Origin of the sequence: Natranaerofaba carboxydovora, from assembly GCF_022539405.1 — a bacterium.
Lineage (GTDB): Bacteria > Bacillota > Natranaerobiia > Natranaerobiales > Natranaerofabaceae > Natranaerofaba > Natranaerofaba carboxydovora.
In genome coordinates, this window is record NZ_CP054394.1 from 679,602 (window position 1) to 699,002 (window position 19,401).

General features: G+C 33.0%; 17 protein-coding genes and 4 tRNA genes. 16 read left to right on the forward strand and 5 right to left on the reverse strand.

Annotated elements, in window-relative coordinates; translation table 11 throughout:
- Positions 1 to 34: 34 nt before the first annotated feature.
- Positions 35 to 1,240 carry a D-alanyl-D-alanine carboxypeptidase family protein gene (locus ACONDI_RS03235; RefSeq protein WP_241080052.1) on the reverse strand — a complete coding sequence of 402 codons (1,206 nt, stop codon included), beginning with the start codon at positions 1,238 to 1,240 and terminating at the stop codon, positions 35 to 37.
- Positions 1,241 to 1,442: 202 nt separating this feature from the next.
- Here ACONDI_RS03235 and ACONDI_RS03240 point away from each other — a divergent pair, with 202 nt between their 5' ends.
- The 14 genes from ACONDI_RS03240 to ACONDI_RS03305 all read left to right on the forward strand — a co-directional run bounded on the left by ACONDI_RS03240 (position 1,443) and on the right by ACONDI_RS03305 (position 12,279).
- Positions 1,443 to 2,138: a response regulator transcription factor gene (locus ACONDI_RS03240; protein WP_241080053.1), complete on the forward strand. Its 696-nt coding sequence runs from the start codon at positions 1,443 to 1,445 to the stop codon at positions 2,136 to 2,138.
- Entirely contained in the window at positions 2,138 to 3,967 is a 1,830-nt protein-coding gene (locus tag ACONDI_RS03245; protein WP_241080054.1) for an ATP-binding protein, read from the forward strand. The genes ACONDI_RS03240 and ACONDI_RS03245 overlap by 1 nt, the downstream gene beginning before the upstream one ends.
- Positions 3,957 to 4,973 carry a deoxyguanosinetriphosphate triphosphohydrolase gene (locus ACONDI_RS03250; RefSeq protein WP_241080055.1) on the forward strand — a complete coding sequence of 339 codons (1,017 nt, stop codon included), beginning with the start codon at positions 3,957 to 3,959 and terminating at the stop codon, positions 4,971 to 4,973. Before ACONDI_RS03245 ends, ACONDI_RS03250 begins: the two co-directional genes overlap by 11 nt.
- A gap of 174 nt (positions 4,974 to 5,147) precedes the next feature.
- On the forward strand, positions 5,148 to 7,055 hold the full coding sequence (gene dnaG / locus ACONDI_RS03255) for a DNA primase (RefSeq protein ID WP_241080056.1): 1,908 nt from the start codon (positions 5,148 to 5,150) through the stop codon (positions 7,053 to 7,055).
- Positions 7,042 to 8,118 (forward strand): RNA polymerase sigma factor RpoD, encoded by a 1,077-nt coding sequence (rpoD, locus tag ACONDI_RS03260; RefSeq protein ID WP_338086464.1) that lies wholly within the window; start codon positions 7,042 to 7,044, stop codon positions 8,116 to 8,118. Before dnaG ends, rpoD begins: the two co-directional genes overlap by 14 nt.
- A gap of 103 nt (positions 8,119 to 8,221) precedes the next feature.
- A tRNA-Asn gene (locus tag ACONDI_RS03265) sits at positions 8,222 to 8,296 on the forward strand.
- Between the two features lie 4 nt (positions 8,297 to 8,300).
- Positions 8,301 to 8,376: transfer RNA gene (locus ACONDI_RS03270), tRNA-Ile, on the forward strand.
- An 11-nt stretch (positions 8,377 to 8,387) separates the two neighbouring features.
- Positions 8,388 to 8,463 (forward strand) — tRNA-Glu (locus ACONDI_RS03275).
- A 6-nt stretch (positions 8,464 to 8,469) separates the two neighbouring features.
- Positions 8,470 to 8,545 (forward strand) — tRNA-Val (locus ACONDI_RS03280).
- Between the two features lie 122 nt (positions 8,546 to 8,667).
- Complete coding sequence (locus tag ACONDI_RS03285; protein WP_241080057.1) at positions 8,668 to 9,588, forward strand: tyrosine-type recombinase/integrase; 921 nt, start codon at positions 8,668 to 8,670, stop codon at positions 9,586 to 9,588.
- A gap of 231 nt (positions 9,589 to 9,819) precedes the next feature.
- The gene (locus tag ACONDI_RS03290; RefSeq protein ID WP_241080058.1) at positions 9,820 to 9,969 is read left to right on the forward strand and encodes a hypothetical protein; all 150 of its coding nucleotides are present in this window, start codon (positions 9,820 to 9,822) and stop codon (positions 9,967 to 9,969) included.
- The gene (locus ACONDI_RS03295; protein WP_241080059.1) at positions 9,951 to 10,757 is read left to right on the forward strand and encodes a hypothetical protein; all 807 of its coding nucleotides are present in this window, start codon (positions 9,951 to 9,953) and stop codon (positions 10,755 to 10,757) included. Before ACONDI_RS03290 ends, ACONDI_RS03295 begins: the two co-directional genes overlap by 19 nt.
- A 93-nt stretch (positions 10,758 to 10,850) precedes the next feature.
- Positions 10,851 to 11,666 (forward strand): hypothetical protein, encoded by an 816-nt coding sequence (locus tag ACONDI_RS03300; RefSeq protein ID WP_241080060.1) that lies wholly within the window; start codon positions 10,851 to 10,853, stop codon positions 11,664 to 11,666.
- Between the two features lie 52 nt (positions 11,667 to 11,718).
- Positions 11,719 to 12,279: a hypothetical protein gene (locus tag ACONDI_RS03305; protein ID WP_241080061.1), complete on the forward strand. Its 561-nt coding sequence runs from the start codon at positions 11,719 to 11,721 to the stop codon at positions 12,277 to 12,279.
- A 31-nt stretch (positions 12,280 to 12,310) separates the two neighbouring features.
- Here ACONDI_RS03305 and tnpC read toward each other — a convergent pair whose 3' ends face one another.
- The 3 genes from tnpC to tnpA all read right to left on the reverse strand — a co-directional run bounded on the left by tnpC (position 12,311) and on the right by tnpA (position 14,591).
- Positions 12,311 to 13,867, reverse strand: a complete 1,557-nt coding sequence (gene tnpC / locus ACONDI_RS03310; RefSeq protein WP_241078390.1) for an IS66 family transposase — start codon at positions 13,865 to 13,867, stop codon at positions 12,311 to 12,313.
- Positions 13,868 to 13,932: 65 nt separating this feature from the next.
- A complete protein-coding gene (tnpB, locus tag ACONDI_RS03315; protein ID WP_241078389.1) occupies positions 13,933 to 14,289 on the reverse strand; it encodes an IS66 family insertion sequence element accessory protein TnpB in 357 nt (118 codons plus the stop codon).
- Positions 14,283 to 14,591: an IS66 family insertion sequence element accessory protein TnpA gene (gene tnpA / locus ACONDI_RS03320; protein WP_241078388.1), complete on the reverse strand. Its 309-nt coding sequence runs from the start codon at positions 14,589 to 14,591 to the stop codon at positions 14,283 to 14,285. The genes tnpB and tnpA overlap by 7 nt, the downstream gene beginning before the upstream one ends.
- A gap of 212 nt (positions 14,592 to 14,803) precedes the next feature.
- On the opposite strand from tnpA, the gene ACONDI_RS03325 reads away from it, so the two are divergent.
- A complete protein-coding gene (locus ACONDI_RS03325) occupies positions 14,804 to 15,142 on the forward strand; it encodes a hypothetical protein (protein WP_241080062.1) in 339 nt (112 codons plus the stop codon).
- Between the two features lie 562 nt (positions 15,143 to 15,704).
- Here ACONDI_RS03325 and ACONDI_RS03330 read toward each other — a convergent pair.
- Entirely contained in the window at positions 15,705 to 17,453 is a 1,749-nt protein-coding gene (locus tag ACONDI_RS03330; protein WP_241080063.1) for a DUF262 domain-containing protein, read from the reverse strand.
- Positions 17,454 to 17,895: 442 nt separating this feature from the next.
- Between ACONDI_RS03330 and ACONDI_RS03335 the strand changes: the two genes are divergently transcribed.
- Complete coding sequence (locus ACONDI_RS03335) at positions 17,896 to 19,380, forward strand: PDDEXK family nuclease (RefSeq protein ID WP_241080064.1); 1,485 nt, start codon at positions 17,896 to 17,898, stop codon at positions 19,378 to 19,380.
- The last annotated feature ends 21 nt before the right edge of the window (positions 19,381 to 19,401 follow it).

Here is a 19,401-nt window from a genome sequence, read left to right on the forward strand (position 1 = left end):
TCTAACTTTTTGCACCAGATCAACACTTTGCTTCCTAAAACAAACCAGTGATACTATCAATAATTGATTCCCATAGGTTAGAGAAAAAGTTTGAAATACCTCTTAAAATTTTACCAAAAAAACCTAACTCTTCAATGGTTTCTGCTGCTTCAACTGCCACGCTTCCTATTGATTCATCGCCGTCATATATATGCAGTTCACCTAACTTTTCACCTTGTTCAACGGGTGCTTTGATATCTTCGTCGTATTCTAACTTCTGGTCAAGATCTGACGGATCCTCTTTATCTGTTACTACAGCTAATTTTTCTTTTGTGGCTAATGGAACGAAATGGTCTGTTCCCTGGGTAACTGGTGCATCGCCTACTATTTCGCCACTTTCGTATAGATTTAATTTATCGAAATTATCGAACCCATAGTCAAACATATTTCTTGCTGACTCAAATCTAGTTGGCTCATCAGGAGCTTTCATAACTACAGCAATTAACCTCATATCATCTCTGAGTGCTGTACCTACAAATGAAAAACCAGCATCTGCTGTTCTACCTGTTTTTAGACCATCAACCCCATCGTAACCATAGCTTTTTTCTGGAAGCATTAGATTTCTATTTGGTTGTGTAATGTCATTAAATGTAAATTCATCCTTGCTTTCTAGCTCAAGAATTTTTGGAGTGTTGTTAACAGCATATTTGGAAAGTTTTGCTACGTCTCTGGCTGACATATATTGGTCTGGGTCATCAAGCCCGTGGGAATTGGCAAAACTGGTATCTTCTAGACCTATTTCTTCGGCTTTTTCATTCATTGCTCTAACAAACCGATCTTCCGATCCTTTCATATGCTCTGCTAAAGCAATGCAACCGTCATTAGCAGAGACTACTGCAATACCAGTGATGATGTCTTCTAATTTGACCTCTTGACCAACTCTATCAAAACCCATAACACTTTGTGTACCGTCAAAAGAAATTTGCGCGTTTTCACTTATTCTCACCTTATCTTCAAGATCAAGTTCTCCTTCTTCAAGGGCTTCTAGTCCTAACAACAAGGTCATAATTTTTGTCAAACTTGCAGGAGCCATAGGTTCGTCTGCATTGCTTTTGTATAATACCTGCCCTGTTTCTGCCTCTAAGAGTATGACTGATTCTGCTTCATAACTGATTTCTTCAGCTTTTATAGATGTAGTAAAAGGAGAAGCTATAGATAAAAGAAATAAGAGAGTTAATATGACGGTTGTCTTTTTGTACAATGTTTCTTGACCTCCTCTAATTTAATGGTTCTACTGCAAAAGTCTAATAATTTTTTGCAGTAGGATCAATTATTATTAAATAAATAATCTCTTAAAGTAATTATATAGAAGGAATTACAACATTTAAATAGTATATATTAGATAAGTTGTATTTTATTATCTTTTATATTATATCATTTTTTATTAAAAGCGAGGGTTGTTTATGAGCAATAAAATTTTGGTAGTTGATGATGAAGAAAGAGTTATAGAAATAGTTGAGATGTATTTAAAAAAAGAAGGTTTCGAAATATATACAGCTGCAGATGGTGAAGAAGCTGTAGAAAAAGTTAAAGCTCTACAACCGGACCTTGTTGTTTTGGATATTATGCTTCCCAAAATGGACGGATGGGATGTTTGTAAAGAGATAAGAAAAAATCTATCTATACCTATTTTAATGTTAACAGCTAAAGGTGAAGAATTTGACAGGGTATTAGGGTTAGAGTTAGGTGCTGACGATTACCTTACAAAACCATTTAGCCCACGTGAATTAGTTGCCCGGATAAAAGCTATATTAAGGAGAGTTCCACCGGAAGGTAAAGAAGAGAAAGATGATGTTATAGAATTAGCTGATCTTAAAATTGACTATTCCTCAAGGGAAGTTTCTTTGAATGGGGAACAAATTGTATTAACACCAAAGGAATTTGAATTGTTATGGTATCTAGCCAGCCACAAAGATAAAGTTTTTACCAGGGAAGAACTTTTGAAAAAGGTATGGAGCTATGAATACTATGGAGACCTAAGAACTGTGGATACTCACATTAAAAGATTACGTGAAAAGTTACTTTCCCAGGAGAAAAAACCAAATTTTAATGTAAAAACTATATGGGGAGTTGGTTACAAATTTGAGGTGACAGATTAATGTTTAAAAGCTTATTTTCAAAGTTGTTTTCGACCTATTTAATCATAACTTTATTAACCCTAACAATTTTGGGAGTATTTTTATTTAGAGTTTTTGAAAACATTTACTTTGAGAGCAAAATAAATGAGCTAGAAAACCAAGCGACCAAAGTTGTTGAATTAATAGAAGATAACTTTGAAGAAGAAGGAGATAGTGTTTCAGTACAAAATTTATTAGATTCAATTGATGGTTTTTTGGATGCAAAAGTTTGGGTGATTGATCAGGAAGGTAGAGTGGTAGGATATACTAGAAGAATGACTCTTCAGGATGATTTTATAATTGATAAAGATGATGAAGAAAAATTATTAAAATATAATGAAAGTATATCAACGAGAGGATATCATCCTAGTTTTGATGAACAAATGCTAACAGTAGCCCTGCCGATAGAATCTTCTGGAGAGGATTCTGCAGATGAAGCAAAGGGTGCAGTTTTTTTACATGCACCTATTGTAGATTTTATTGCAACCATCACTCAAAAAAGGCAGTTTATTTTTTATGCGGCTGGAATTGCTACTTTGTGTTCAATAATTACAGCTTTTTTTCTTTCAAAATCTATTTCAACTCCACTTTTTAAAATGAATAAAGCTGCTTTTGCAATGGCAGAAGGTAATTTTAAGCAGCGTGTACCTGTGGAGACTAAGGATGAAGTGGGGCAATTATCAGAGACTTTTAATTACCTTTCAGGCAAACTTCAAGATACAATAGATGAACTGCAACAGGAAAGGGACAAATTAGAAGGTATTTTACAGGGGATTGGAGAAGGTGTTATTGCCATTGACAAAGGCAATAATTTATTGTTGGCAAATAATCAAGCTTATGAGTTATTAAATATCTATTTAAATCAAGAAATGCTTGAATTCCCCTCGCTGCAGGAGTACTTTGAGAAAGTTATGGATAATGGAGAAACCTTAGAAAAAGAAGTGAACTTAAATGATGAAAGGTTACTTTTCGTTGTTGTTACACCGCTTAAAAGTTCAGATGACAAAATTTGGGGTAGCGTTGCTGTACTAAGAGATATAACTGAACTTAGAAGACTAGAGAATATGAGAAAAGAATTTGTAGCCAATGTAAGTCACGAATTAAGAACTCCGCTGACAAGCATAAGAGGGTTTTTGGAAGCTTTAATTGACGATATGGTTACTGATGAAAAAAATAAGAAAAGACATCTTGAAATAATAATGGACGAAACCTTAAGATTAGATAGATTAATAAACAATTTATTAGATCTTTCGAAGATAGAATCAAGAGAAGATGATTGGGAATATGAGGAAGTTGATTTAGGAAGTTTAGTTGATCAGATCATAACAAAATTAAAACCACAAGTTATGGACAAAGAAATAGTTCTAGTTAACGAGATTTCATCAGATATATCCAATGTTTTTGGCAGTAGGGATAGAATATCACAAATTATTATGAATCTTTTAGATAACGCAATAAATTTTACTCAAAAGGGAGGAGAAATAAAAGTAAGCGCTAAATATTTAGAGAAGGAAAAAAAAGTTGAAGTTTCAATAAAAGATAATGGTCAAGGGATTCCCCAAGATGACTTAGAAAAGATTTGGCAAAGATTTCATAAAGTGGAAAAGTCCCGCAACAGAGGGATTGGTGGAAGAGGTACGGGTCTTGGATTATCTATTGTCAAGCATTTGGTTGAAAGTCATGGTGGTGAAATTAATGTAGAGAGTGAATATGGCAAAGGCTCTACATTTAGCTTCACACTAAAAGCTTGTGTTTGTGAAAAAAGAGAGAGCTCGATAAAAACAAGTGGGGGATTTGAAATTGAAAATTAGAGAAAGGGTACAGACACAGGAAGATTGGATTCTGTGGGATAAGGCAGTCTTTTCAAAAAATACAAAAGGAAGAAGATATTATGAGAAAGAGTGTGATATAAGAACGCCATTTCAAAGAGATAGGGATAGGATAATTCACAGTAAAGCCTTTAGGAGATTAAAACACAAAACTCAGGTTTTTATATCTCCAGAAGGAGATCATTATAGGACACGTCTTACTCATACATTAGAAGTTGCCCAGATTTCTCGTACTGTTGCAAAAGCCCTTTCTCTAAATGAAGACTTGACTGAGGCAATAGCCCTTGGACATGACTTAGGGCATACTCCATTTGGACATGCAGGAGAAGAAGTACTTGATGAAATTTTAGCCGGAGGGTTCAAGCATAATGAGCAAAGCCTTAGAGTTGTAGATGTATTGGAAAATGATGAAGATTATGATAGAAAAGGTTTAAATTTAAACTTTGAAGTTAGAGATGGGATAAAAAATCATTCAGGAGGGTTTAAACCTGCTACCCTTGAAGGTAAAGTTGTGAAAATATGTGATAGAGTAGCCTATATCAATCATGATATTGAAGATGCTATTAGAGGAGGGATTATTAGCGAAAAAGATTTACCAGAAAAAGATTTTCCACTGCCGTCAAGGGAAAGAATAAATATGATGGTTGTGGATTTAATTGAAGAAAGCAGGAAAAAAGAAGACATTTGTATGAGTACTGAGATGAACAAATTAACTGAGGAATTAAGAGAGTTTTTATTTGAAAATGTATATATTGGCTCTAAAGCGAAAGATGAAGAAAGTAAAGCGAAAAAGATTATAAAAACTCTATTTGATTACTTTATGACAAATGAAAACAGCTTGCCTTCTTCTCTAAGGAGTAGAAGGTGGGAGGATGATTTGGAAAGGGTTGTATGTGATTATTTAGCAGGTATGACAGATCGCTATATAATTGGTCTGTATAAAGAACTTTTTGTACCAAGTCCTTGGAAGTTCAGGAAAGAAGAATAAAATTAAAAAAATGGTATATACTACCGTATACTTGTAAATCTCTAAATGAGTGAAAAATTAATAAAAATTAAATTAATTTAAATTATTTAAGATTTATAGGAGGAATTTTGGATAAATTAAAGAATACCATATACCTGTATACTAGAATATCATTATTCAGGAGGAATAAACTTAATGGAGGGGATAATACCTGAAGATATAGTGGAAGAAATCCGAACAAGGTCAGATATAATATCTGTTATCTCTGAATATGTAAACTTAAGAAAGAGAGGTAAAAATTATCTAGGCTTATGTCCCTTTCACGATGAAAAAACACCATCATTTAATGTTTCGCCGGACAAACAATTATTTTATTGTTTTGGTTGTAATGAAGGCGGCAATGTATTTTCATTTCTTATGAAGGTTAATAATTTGACCTTTCCCGAAGCATGTGAACACTTAGCAGAGCAAACAGGCGTAGAGATTCCAAAAAACAAAGTCCAAAAACCGGAACATGCTAGGGAAAAAGATGAAATTAAAAAATTAAATAACCTGTCAGCTTATTTTTATCATAAAATACTGTTAAAGTCAACTAAAGCAAGAAGTGCAATGCAATATTTATCAACTAATAGAGCTTTAGACAAAGGTGTAATTGATAATTTTTTACTAGGATTTGCACCTAATGAATGGAATATATTAACTAATTTTTTGATTAAAAAAGGTTTTAATGAAGAGTTGATGATAAAGGCAGGCTTAGTTAATAAAAGCAAAAAAGGTGATAGGCTATATGACAGGTTTAGAAATAGAATAATATTTCCTATAAGAGATCAAAAAGGAGATGTCTTAGGCTTTGGAGGGAGAATTATTTCAGGTGAAGGACAGCCTAAATATCTAAACTCCCCAGAAACACCATTATTTAACAAAAAGAAAGTATTATATGGTATTGATATGGCTTATCAAGATATAAGAAAAAATGACAGTGTTATAATTGTTGAAGGTTATATGGATGTCATAATGATGCACCAATTTGGATTTAAAAATGTTTTGGCACCTCTTGGAACCTCATTTACTGAAAACCAAGGTAGGTTAATAAGATACAATGCCAAAAATGTTTATATCGCTTTTGATGCAGACGCCGCAGGTGAAGCTGCTGCTTTACGGAGTATGGAATTGTTGCAAAACTTGGGCCTAAATGTTAGAGTTTGTAATCTTCCAGAAGGGTATGACCCAGATGATTATCTGAATAAATATGGCAAAGACAATTTTAATGATAAAATTTTAAATGAATCTTTGCCTTTGATGCATTATCGCCTTAGACAAGCTGCTAAAGATAAAGATATAAAATCTATTGAAGGAAAAAAGCAATTTGTTGAAGAAGTAATACCCTTAATTGCCAAACTAAAAAGTGCTATAGAGCAAGAAGAATATTTAAAAATGATATCTGACTGGATTGAAGTTGAAAAAGGCTCTTTAGAAAAAGAACTAAGGCGTGTTAGTACTACTAATACACAAAAAGAGATAAGAAAAAGTTATGATAATAAAGCAAAAAATCAAACAAAGAAAAAAGATAAAAATAAAGGTCAAATTCGTGCACAAGAGGAATTGATTATCTTAATGTTGAACTATTCTGAGACAGTACCGATGGTAAAGAAATATTTATATCCAGAAGACTTTACTAAAGTAGAATGGTCAGTAATCGTATATCGGCTTTTTCAACTAGAAAGTCAACGAGAAAAAGATTTTGACCTGTCATTAATGTTAGCAACAGATGATATTATAAAACTTAAAGATAACAAGGAAACAAATATAAATTTGGAAGACTTAGAAAAAGAACTTACAAGACTTGCTTTTAGGGAATTACCAGAACTTAAACATTCAGATATTAATAAGATGATTAAAGACTGTGTTTTCAAGATAAAAGGAGAAGACATAGAAAGAAAAAAAGAGAAGTTAAAAGAAGAGTTAAAAAAGTTGGACCCAAAAGAAGATTATCAAGAGTATAGAGAAAAACTTTTGGAGCTTCAAAAATATATAAAATTAGAAAAAACTAAAAACCTCGACCTGGAGGGAAGGGGGGTAGGAGAAAAAAATGGCAAAGAATAAGCAAACTTTCGAACAAATGAAAGAAGAATTGGTCAAAGTAGGGAAAGAACGAGGATTCTTAACCTACAAAGAGATAATGGATCAATTATCTGAATATGAGCTTACCAGCACTCAGGTGGATGATTTTTATGAAGAATTGTCACAGGCTGGTGTTGATATTGTTGATGCTGTAGGAGAAAGTACAAGTTCAGGTAACGAAAAAGAAGATATAGATCTTTCTCTTCCAGAAGGAGTTGAAGTAAGTGATCCGGTAAGAATGTACCTTAAAGAAATTGGTAAAATTCCCCTTTTGACTCCTGATGAAGAAATTGAACTTGCAAAAGAGGTAGAACAAAGTGATGAAGAGGCTAAGAGAAGACTAGCTGAAGCAAACTTGAGGTTGGTAGTTAGTATAGCAAAAAAATATGTAGGCAGAGGGATGTCTTTTCTAGACTTAATTCAGGAAGGTAACCTAGGGCTTATAAAAGCTGTAGAAAAATTTGATTATAGAAAAGGATATAAGTTTAGCACCTATGCTACCTGGTGGATTAGGCAAGCTATAACCAGAGCTATAGCTGACCAGGCAAGAACTATTAGGATACCTGTTCATATGGTCGAAACTATAAATAAGCTTATCAGAGTATCTCGTCAGTTAGTTCAGGATTTAGGACGAGAACCATTACCAGAAGAAATTGCTGAAAAAATGGGGATTAGTGAGGAAAGAGTAAGGGAAATAATAAAAGTAGCCCAGGAGCCAGTTAGTTTAGAAACACCAATTGGTGAGGAAGATGATAGTCACCTGGGAGATTTCATCGAAGACCAGGATGCTAAGCCTCCAGCTGAGGCAGCAGCTTTTGAACTATTAAAAGGGCAATTAGAAGGAGTTCTAGATACTTTAACTTCAAGAGAAGAAAAAGTTCTAAGGCTTCGCTTTGGACTTGACGACGGCAAGACAAGAACTTTAGAAGAAGTCGGAAAACACTTTGGAGTTACAAGAGAAAGAATCCGTCAAATTGAAGCAAAGGCACTGAGAAAACTTCGTCATCCTATGAGAAGTAAACGATTAAAAGACTATCTTGAATAAATTAATAAAAATAAATAAATTTTTTTTAAAAAAGTGTTGACTTGAAAGTTCAAATTGAGTATAATAGTCTCTGCCGGTCGGGAAAAGCCGGTAAGAAAAATGTTCCTCAGTAGCTCAACGGTAGAGCGACCGGCTGTTAACCGGTAGGTTGTAGGTTCGAATCCTACCTGAGGAGCCAATATGGGCCCATAGCTCAGTTGGAAGAGCAACCGGCTCATAACCGGTTGGTCCCTGGTTCGAGCCCGGGTGGGCCCACCATTAAAAGCAATGGCCCCTTGGTCAAGTGGTTTAAGACATCGGCCTTTCACGCCGAAGACAGGGGTTCGAATCCCCTAGGGGTCACCATTAAGTGGGCGAATAGCTCAGCTGGGAGAGCACCTGCCTTACAAGCAGGGGGTCACAGGTTCAAGTCCTGTTTCGCCCACCATTACTATCACTACTTGAAACATAACAATCGACTAATAAGGTGGTCTAACTAAAACCCACTTTAACACTAAGAAACCACTTTCTTGATGTCCAACAAATTTGGACATAAGGAGTGGATTTTTTATGTTATTGAAGTTTGCGATTCAGGATTTTATCGAGGACAGAGAGTTTAAAAACTTAACGAAAAAAACTATTACAGGTTACAATGCTACTCTTCAAGAATTTCAAAGTTTTGTTTCAGAGCAGGATATAGTTGATGCTACTGACATAACTACCTCTCACATTAAATCTTACCTTCTCTACTGCAAAAAACAAAGAAATAATAACCCTACATCAGTAAATCACAAACTCCATAATCTCAAAATATTTTTCAACTATTTAGAAGAGACTGAGGTAATTAGCGAAAAGAAGAATCCTACTAAAAAAATTAAATATGTGAAAGAGGAGATTAGAATAGAAGTTTTTAGCGATAATCAAATTAAACGTATGCTTGATTATTACAGAAGACTAAAACGCAGGGATAAAGCCTTCTATGCTTACAGAGATTATACTTTGATTGTATTTCTTCTGGGTACTGGTAGTAGGTTAGGCGAGTTAACCAATTTACGTTGGAGAGATATTGATTTTATTAACTATACTATTACCTTCTACGGTAAAAAGCGAGAGTATTCTTCTATTCCAATGACAGAAAAGCTAAAAAAAGAGTTGCTAGAATATAAAGCTTATTGCGAGAGAACATTTGATAAATTATCAGATTACGTTTTTACCAACAGGGAAAACAAGAAACTAACAGACAATGCAGTAAAATGTATTTTCAAAAGATTAAAGAAAGTAATGAATTTTAAAGATGTAAGATTATCTTGTCATACATTTAGGCATACTTTTGCGGTAAATATGATTAAAAATAATTGTGATGTCTTTACCCTTCAAAAGATGCTTAGACATAACGATCTCTCTATGAGTAGAAGATATGTGGATTTGTTTGGTAGTGCCTTGAAGGAGCAGAATGATAAATTTAATCCTCTTAATGGAATAGATATATAAAGAAAAAGTTCTGAAATAATATTAAATCTTTTTAGTTTAATAGAAAAGGCCATGCTAATATTGATCTAAGCATGGTTTTTTTTAATAATAAAAAGAAAATATTTCCTATAGATAGAAGGGATTTTATTTTTACAACAAGAATTAACAATTATGAAAAGATTTTAAATAATATATGGTTGAGTTAGAAAAGGCCTAGATTGAAGTGTAAGTTTTGAAAGGAGAGAGGTCATTATGAAAGTTAAAGGTATTGTTATATTGATGTCATTATTTATTGTTATTTTTATAGTTGGATGTGAAGTAGATGAAAAAACTCAAGCTGAAAGTATGGCAGTTGAATTTTCGGCAGAGTTATTGGATATGATATGGAATCTGGTGATTTAAGTGTTAAAAAAATAGGCGAAGAAATTGAAGGAGATTTTTACAAGGTTTCTGGTATTATTAAGAGAGAACATGATTCTAGGCATTTTGATATAGTTACAGTTGTTGAAAATAAAGAAGATGATGAATGGAGATTAGATAATATAAAAGTAGATGGTAAACAACATGATGTAGATGGGAGAAGGCTTTGGGGAGATGTAGGTGATTCCTGGGATTTTAAAAAGACGATTATTGACGCAGATGGAGTACCTCCAAAGCCAAGAGAAAAAGGGGTAAAAGGTACTGAGCCTGACTCAGCAAATGATTTAGAAATTGATTTTATGACATTTAATGACCGTTGGGATCATCAAATTGAACATTATGAACCTGATGAATTTATAAGTGAGGATGAAATAAAAAGTATGGAAATATCAGACTATGAAGCAATATATGCAAAACATGGTTTGGTGGCAGAAACTAATCTCTTCGATTGGTTGATTGTAGAAGTAAGTTCCGACTATGAAACTGATGAGCTACGGTATATTGCTTTAGAATGGGAAAATGTAAGTGAAACTAACTATACTTTGATAATGCAAGCTATATGGACTTTAATTTTTATTACAAGTGATTTAGAAGCAAGTGAATTAACTAGTAATGTGTCACAAGAATTAGGTATTACAGATTTAGATGGGTATTTTGTTAATGAGTATGAATTTATAGGTAATGAGTCAATAATTGAGTATGAAGGAATAGAGTATGATTTATATTCATCGGATGCTTGGGGAGAATTTATAATTTCAGTATCTGATTAGGATTTGTAATTAGAAGAATCACTTAAGAGACAATTGATGCCAACGGAGTTGGAGGGCTATATGTATAAAATTTTTGACAGTAGGTGATTTAATTTGCTTGAAATAGCTAGGATGTTTTTGAACAAAAGAGATAAAATACAGGAGAATATGAAGCCTACTGAAATTTATAATGAAGGATGGCTATTAAGATTTGTTTTAGATTGGTTTTCAGAAAACAGAAGGGATATTGATGAAAATAACCCACTCTTATTTTTAAACAGTTCAAAATGGTACTCAGAAGGGATACTACCTACAAAATTTTTCCCTAATTATAATAGAGACAAACTTGCAGAAGGGAATACTTATGCTGATGCTATAATAGGAGATATTAAAATAGGTAAAAGGGGTAAAGGGGATGTATCATTTGTTGCACCTTATAGACAGTTAATTGTAATTGAAGCTAAAATGTACAGTGATCTTTCACAAGGAATAAGTAATGCCAACTTTTTTGATCAGGCAGCCAGAACTGTTGGATGTGTAGCAGAAATGTTGGCAGAAGTAATTGATGAAATCGAATGTTATAATAAAGATATTCAAAATCTCGAAAGTTTAGCATTTTATGTTGTTGCTCCTGCAGAACAACTGATTGAAAAAGATATATTTGAAAAATGGGTTGATAAAGGGTCTATTAAAAGTAAAATGAAAAGAAGAATTGAGCAATATAACATGCCTGAAAGAATGGATGATTATAGAAGAAAGAAATCCTGGTATAAAAACATATTTGAGCCTACATTAGACCGAATAAAGTTATGTTGTATTACTTGGGAAAATATAATTGAAAATATCAGAGAATTAGATTCAAATAATGGGGAAGAAATTAAAAGCTTCTATAACTATTGTAAAGAATATAATAAACAAAAAAAACGGTAATGATTTTCGGGAGCTTAAAGCAAAAAGTTATGAAAAGGAAGGCTTATAAAATATGAAATTTGAAAGAACAAATGTAGAATATCCATTATGGCGAAAGAAAGTAGATTCATCTCTGTTTAATGATAAAGGCACTACAATCCCAAAATGGGTATGTAAAATATGGAATATTGAAAGTGAGTTTTACGATTGCACTAAAAAGAAACATAAAAAATCGCAAGTTAGTATTTATTTTGAGAACATATGCTATAATGGAAATGTTACAATTGCGTCTAAAGGAAGAAAAACACCAGCTTATAGATTGTGGTTTTCAGAGGACTTGTTATACCGCTTAAAAGATGTATATTTAATGAGTTATATGAGAGATATTGAACAAAGACTTAGGGAAGAAAATGAAACCAAAATTGAGGACGAAATACCATTTTGGGAATTTCTTGACATAGAGTATGACGAAACTAACAAAACATTTTATTTTACTGCTCACTATACACAAAAACCAAGTTTTCCAGAGTTATTCAAAAGAATGATTGATTCACCTATACTACATAAAATTGATGATGAATTAAGGGATAAAGAAGAGTTTAGAATTTATAAGCAGAACTGGAAACCAAGGTGAGCGTCAAATAGCGCCCACCTTGAAATAAAGATTACTTTTGGATTTTACACTCTGAAGGGATAGCATCAGACCATGGTAGTAACTCATCAATAGCTTCTTGGTCTTGAAGATCAATATTAGGAAGGTTTTCAAACAGGAATTTGAGGTATTCAAATGGTTTCAAACCGTTTTCTTTGGCTGTTTCTACAATACTGTAAATTGTAGCACTGGCCTTAGCACCCTTAGGAGTATTGGCAAACAACCAGTTTTTTCGACCCACTACAAAAGGCTTGATGGAACGCTCAGCTCTGTTGTTATCTAACTCTAAGCGACCATCTTCTAAAAACTTCACAAGTTTAGGCCACTGATTTAAACAGTAGTTGATAGCCTTACCAAAGGCACTTTTAGGAAGAACTTTAGGTTTTTGTTCTTTAAGCCATGCGTAGAACTCTTCTAATACCGGCAAACTACGCTCGTGCCGAATTTTGTGACGCTCTTCGGGCGTTTTATCCCGAAGGTCATGTTCTATGGCAAAGAGTTGGTTGCAAAACTCCAGTCCTTTCTTAGCACTTACTTGAGCATTTTGTTGGTCTTTTGGGAGCGCTTTTAATGCTTCATCAAATTTACGCCTAGCGTGAGCTAAACACCCAACAAGGCTGATATCAGATAAATCATTGTACCCTGAGTAGCCATCAACCTGTAAGAATCCTTCAAAATCAGCCAAGAACTTTCGGGGGTGCTTACTTGCCCTGGTGGTTCTGTAGTCATAAAGTATTATTGGTTCATCTTCTCGTCCGGTACGGTAAAGCCAAAGAAATGATTTATTCTTTGCAGACCTACCATCTTCACGAAGTACCTGAAGATTGCTCTCATCAGCATGCAAAATGTCTTTTTCAACTAATAGTTCATGTAATCTATTGTATAAAGGAGTGAGCCAGCGATTTGAGCATTCTATCATCCAGTTAGCCATAGTCTGTCTTGACAGTTTTATACCCAAACGAGATAACTGTTGTTCCTGACGATAAAGGGGCAGAGCATCTACGTATTTTTGGTTCATGATATGAGCTACGGCAGAAGAGGATGCTACACTGCCGGGTAAAACCGGGTTAGGCATGGAAGCTGTAATTATGGAGTTCTCAGTGCCTTCCTTATCACAGCGGCGACAAGCATAAACATAGCGTACATGTTTAACTACGCTTGCCTTAGCAGGAATGATCTTTAGTTCTTTTCTCTCTTCTGTACTCATTTCATGAAGCTCGTCACCACAGCAGGAACACACCTGCTCCTCGGGGGAAAGGCGGTGCTCGATAGTCTCTTCAGGCAAACCGTCAAGCTGGTCTTCACGGTGCCCTTTACTTTTACGGCGCTTGTATGTAATTTCCTCCAGTTCGGGTTCTTTAGAATTAGAATCAGATTCTTTTTCAGCTTCGTTAAAGAACTGCAGCTGATCTGGAGGGGTGGCTTCACTAGAACTTCCAAACTGCTTTTTTTGCTTAAGACGAAACTGTTCCTTTAGCCAGTCGTTTTGTTCTTTTAAATCAGCATTTTGGCGTTCCAGTTGGTCACATCTATTTTTTAATTGGTTAATGGTTTCTGATTTATTTTCCATATTTAATTAATTCTACTTAAATGGTAAAAAGCCCTTTAATATCAGGGCTTTTTGGAGAAAAAAATTTATAATATTGTTCTTGCCTTTACTTCTTTATGGGCATCACCCTGATCAAGGGAGAGGCCATCCAACAGCCAGCGTAGCTGGCGGTAGGTTATTTTCATAGGAACAGGAGAACCTTCATCTGGCCATTTAAACTTGCCTTCTTCTAAACGCTTATAATATAGCCAAAAACCGTTGTTTGACCAGTGGAGTATTTTTAATTTATCTTTTTTCCTGTTGCAAAAGACAAAAAGGCAGGGAGAGAAGGGATCTAAATCAAAGGATTCTTTTACAATTACTGCTAAGCCATCAATTGATTTTCTAAGATCCGTTTTGCCCCTTGCCAGGTAAACTCGTTCTATGGTAGCTTCATTTAACATAGTCCAGACAATGTATTAACTAAGTCTTTTAAAAGACTTTTATCATAGCCAGGTTTTACTTCTATTGAGGCTTTACCTACTTTTACTGTAATATTACTTTCATCTGAATAGTCTACTTCTACTGGTGACCATTTAGTTTCTTTGGAAGGAGCATCTTCTTTGTATTTTCTACACCAGTAGCGTAATCGATTGAGTTTAACACCATTAGCCTTGGCCCAATCTTTTGCTGTTTGGCCGCTGGCCCGAAATGCTGAGACTCTCTCTTTCCACTCAGCTCTTAACTGTTCATTTGTTTTTGCCATAAAAAATCATCCCCTTCGTGGTTATTTGGGGAAGATTATGGCATATTGTATGAAGAAAATCTAGGTGGGTACTGTTTGACGCTTACCCATTAGTAGTTGATGAATCTTTTAACGATAACGAAGATAATTTTACTGAGGATTATACAACGGATGAAAAAAGTGGGCTTACAGATGAAGAAGTTGATTACATAACTGAAAATGGTGAGATAGTTATGGAAATTGGTGAAGTTTTTAGAGAACTTACATATTTAATGCGTAGAGGTGATTGGACTGATTCTTGGGCTAGTCAAATAAAATTCCAAATAGATAGATTAGAATCTTTAAGAGAAGAAGTGATTGCAATTGATGAGCCAGAAAGATTTACTAAATCTCATGATTATTTAATTGTAGCACTAGACAATTATAGCAAAGGCAATGAATATGTAATTTATGGAATAGAAAACTATAATATGGAATACTTATTAAAATCAACTGAATATTTTGACGAAGGAGATAGATATTTTAACAATGCAAAAGACGTTATAGGTGAAATTATAGCGGATTTTAAATAGTATTAGTAATGAGTATTACTCTGAACTAAGCGAAATAGAAAAGATAATTCTAGTAAACTAAAGTATTCCGACTACTAACTTAGAGGATATTTGAAGCAACAGTCAAAAGCTTGCAAATAGGAATAACACACTATTCCTCCGAAAGAGTAATATTAAGGATAGGTGTACTACTTAAAGATTCTAAAAAAGACCAGTTTACAGAAAGTGAAAAGTCAATCTATTTACAAGAAAAGACCCTTCCCCTATTTATGGAGTGGAGCAATAAGTTCCGCTTTTTTTATTATAAATTAAATGTGGGGCAGGTGTACAAAATTAAAACCTATTGTTTTTTAAATTAATACTTATCAGTACTATTCACAGTAGATACGAAACGAGAAGATGTCAATATTGACTCTGGAGTAAACAGTCCATTTTTTAATTATAGTTATTCTAACCTAACCTGCCACTATATGTTTTGGTTAACTTCCCACTTTATAAGAACCTAAAACAAGGTTAGACTTTTTGCCCCCCAGAATCATCTTTGAATTTGGTTAGCTGACAGCTTTATTTATAAAAACCCTTTTTAAAAGGGATTTTTTAGTATTGTTTCTAACTCGTCTTTCATAAGTTTTTTTCTTTCCTTAATAAATTCATCAAAATTATCAAGACTTAAGTTAATATCTGGGATGTAGTTTTTATTCATAAAGTCTTTTCTCTCTTGATCATTTGGATACATTTGATACAACCATTGTTTAAAATCTATATTAGACTTTTCCTGGTTTACTCCCCCTTGCAGTAGTTGTAAATTGGCAAGACAATTATAATTTTGTAAACAAAACTCTATTTTTTCTCTAGAAAAATTTCTTTTTCTTAGCTTAGCTTCAGTAAAATAACTTTTTGGGAAGATATGATCTATCTGAAAATTATTCCGATAATCGACCCATGGATATAATAGTGCTAAAGTTGAAAAAGTATACCCTGAACCATATCTAAGGAAAAACAGGTCATCTATCTCCTCGTCATTAAAAGTAATTGGTTTTATTCCTTTTAATTTATAAATTATATCTGATAAAGGAAATTCAGCATTTTTGTTAGCAAGAACCTCTCTTAATGCTCTCAAAACGTTATCTGAGTGGCCACCAAACACCTTTTTAAGTAGTGAAATAATAAGCCAGTAGCGAATTTTTTTTCTATCTTTCATATGATTTGATGAAGTCAAGAAATTATGAGGCAAGCCTTTGCTTAACAAATAGTAAGCAATTGGAATCAAAGCATTGTTAGAAGTAAGAGTGTCTCGAGAGTATCCAAAGCCTGAAACTAAATTTACAGTTAACCTTATTGCTTCAGTGATTTCATCCCAATTGTTTTCAATTGTTAACATATTATATGAGTTAAAATTGTCTACTTTGAATCGGATATCTCTAATATCACTTAATACTAAAGCACTTTTTAATATAAAATCTTTGTTAAAGTTAAAACCTGCTCCAATGTTATTTATTTCATCAACAAATCTAGTTATTTCCTCTCTTGCATCTCTTTTTTCCCATTGAGCAGTTGCTATCGAAAGTAATAGGTCAGAATAGTTTAATTCAGTTCCGCCACTATTAACTCTTATAAAAATATTCAATACTTTATCTAGATCATCATCTGTCTCTAAAAAATAATTTATTATCTTATCTTTATGGATAATAGCATGTAGTTTATACAATATCTGATTGGCAAGTTTCTGGCTTTGAGCTTCAATGTCTTGGTTAAATATATTACCTATTAAGTAGTTGTTAGGCTCATGTTCTTCTTTCATATCCATAATTTCACTTACTTTAAACCAATGAAAATCTCCTGATTTTTGCTCAGCCTCCTCAGTAGTTAAAAACTTAAACTCATAATCCATATCAGCTTCATCATTTTCTTTTAAAAGATTCAGATATAAATGTCTTTCAGGAAAAGCTTTATCATTATCCCATCTCTTTCTAGGAAGCTTGTATGAGTAACTACCTTTTAAAGCTATATATAAAGCTGTTAGGCGTTGCTGACCGTCTAATATTGCTGTAATGTCGTCTTCCCCTCCAACATCCGCTTTGGGATTTCTTCGGTTATCGCGTTCGTGATAATTTCTAACGAATTCATAAAACTGATATTCTTTTATTTGTTCTTTTCTAACTTTCCAGAATAAAAAAGAACCTATAGGGTAATCTCTCATCAAAGAATCAAACAAACGCTCTATTTGTTCTGCATCCCAGACAAATTCTCTCTGAATAGCAGGAAGCAAATATTCCTTTCTATATATCATTTGTACTGCATCCATTATCGTGATAGGAGTTTGAAAAGACATAAATAATTAACCTCCTTCTGATCAAATAGGCAATAAAAATATTTTTTTGTTTAAAGAAATGAACAAATCTTCTTTTTACAAAAAGAATTAGCCCTCATATGTTGTTTTATTTCGACTTTTAGCAAATAATTCCTTCTATTACTCAAATAATTTAAAAGAAATGTAAGATCTATCATAAATTGTGATAATTTTATATCAAACCCTTCATTTAAAGGACTTTAAGTAAGTTTTTTCGGAGGGGTGAGTTTAGTAAAGGAATATACTTTTTCCTGTCGAATCAGTAAATGAGAACTTAAGCAAACGTGCTAATCAGAATGTTTTTTTAGATTGTTGAACGATAACTAATATGAAATAAAACAAGTAGTATATTATTTCTTTGTTGATATTTGAATAAGTTAAAAAGAAGAATTTATCAAATGTTTTTATAAAGGAGGTAAGCGTATTGGATGATTTAACGACTTTAAAGGTTCTTTTTAAAGACGCTGGTGTACACCATAGGAGTTCATTACTAGCAGAAGCTATACATACTATAGAAAGATATTTAGATATTGACGAAGATTATTTAAGAAGTATAGTATGGGTAGACAAAGATGGAAATAGAGTACAAATGATATCTAACAATCAGATTGAAAATATAATTACTAAGCGAGACATAAATCTTAAAGACGTTGATCCTAAAAACGAAAGAATAGAGAAAATAAAAAAAATCGCTACTCAATATGTTCATGTTCCAATTATTAAAGATATAAATAAATATTTTATTCCATCGAGAAAGGCAAATAAGTTAGCAGTAGATTTAGGTTGTATAGATAATATTAATAAAATAGAAAAATATGACTCGTTCAATCAACTAAATAAAGTTGAAAAAGATGAACTGCTCTCATTCTATAACAAAAATGACATAACAAATATCCAGTCTTTAAAACAACTTACTAAAAGAAGCCAAACTATTGTTGATACAATAAAGACTTTATGTCTATTTAATAATTACAGTATTAATGATGAGTCAAGTTTGAAAAAAAACTTTTTATTAAACTGGTACAATCTTAAGCTTAATCCTTCATTAGTTAAAGACATTATTTTAAATAATATACCAGATCTCAGTAGTGAAATAAGTGAAATGATAACTAATAAAATAACTGCAATATTTCAACTGTTGAATTTAGATCCAGTATATTTCGATATAGCATTAGCTTACCTGGAAGAGATTGCTAAAATAAAAAAAGATGTTCCTCAAATGGCTCATCAAGCAATAAAAACTGGGAATCCATTTCTCTTTAGGTCACTCTTTTTAAGTTATGATGAAGCGAAAGAGTTTGCACTTGGAGGGAAATTAAATAGTAGCTTAGAAACAAAGTATGGCAATCTTTTTGAAAAGCTTATAGCAAGTTTTAATGCGTGTCGAGTAATAAAAGAAGGCGGAATTGATGTAGCTGTAAAAGGAGAAGTGTTTGATATAAAAAGCGGGCCAAATGTAATGAATAAGAGTCAAGTTGACGCTTTTTCCGCTAAAAAATATTTAATTGAAAAAGAGAACTTACTACCTGAATTTAATGAATATAAAGTTGCTATTGGGTATGGAAAGCCTGAACAACTTAACTCTTTTATGTCAACAATAGAAAAAGAAATTTTCACTGGTAGAAAAGCGTGGGAAAAGCTGACAGGGAAAAATTATAGTCCAGAGATTGCTTTTGAGATTGCTTGTTTTGTTGCCAAAATTTTTGGTAGAAAAAGTCTTATTTCTTCTATGTTAGGTAGAGAAGATAATGAGATTCAAAGTAATAAATTAAACTTGTTAAAAGAAGATCGACTTTTCAAAGATATGTTTGATGGCTTATTTACTGAGGCAAAGTTATCAAACGAAGCAAGAAACGAACTAAATAACATAAGGTCACTAATTGACCAGACTGAATCTAAGTTTTACTAATAAAATTATAAATACTGGAGG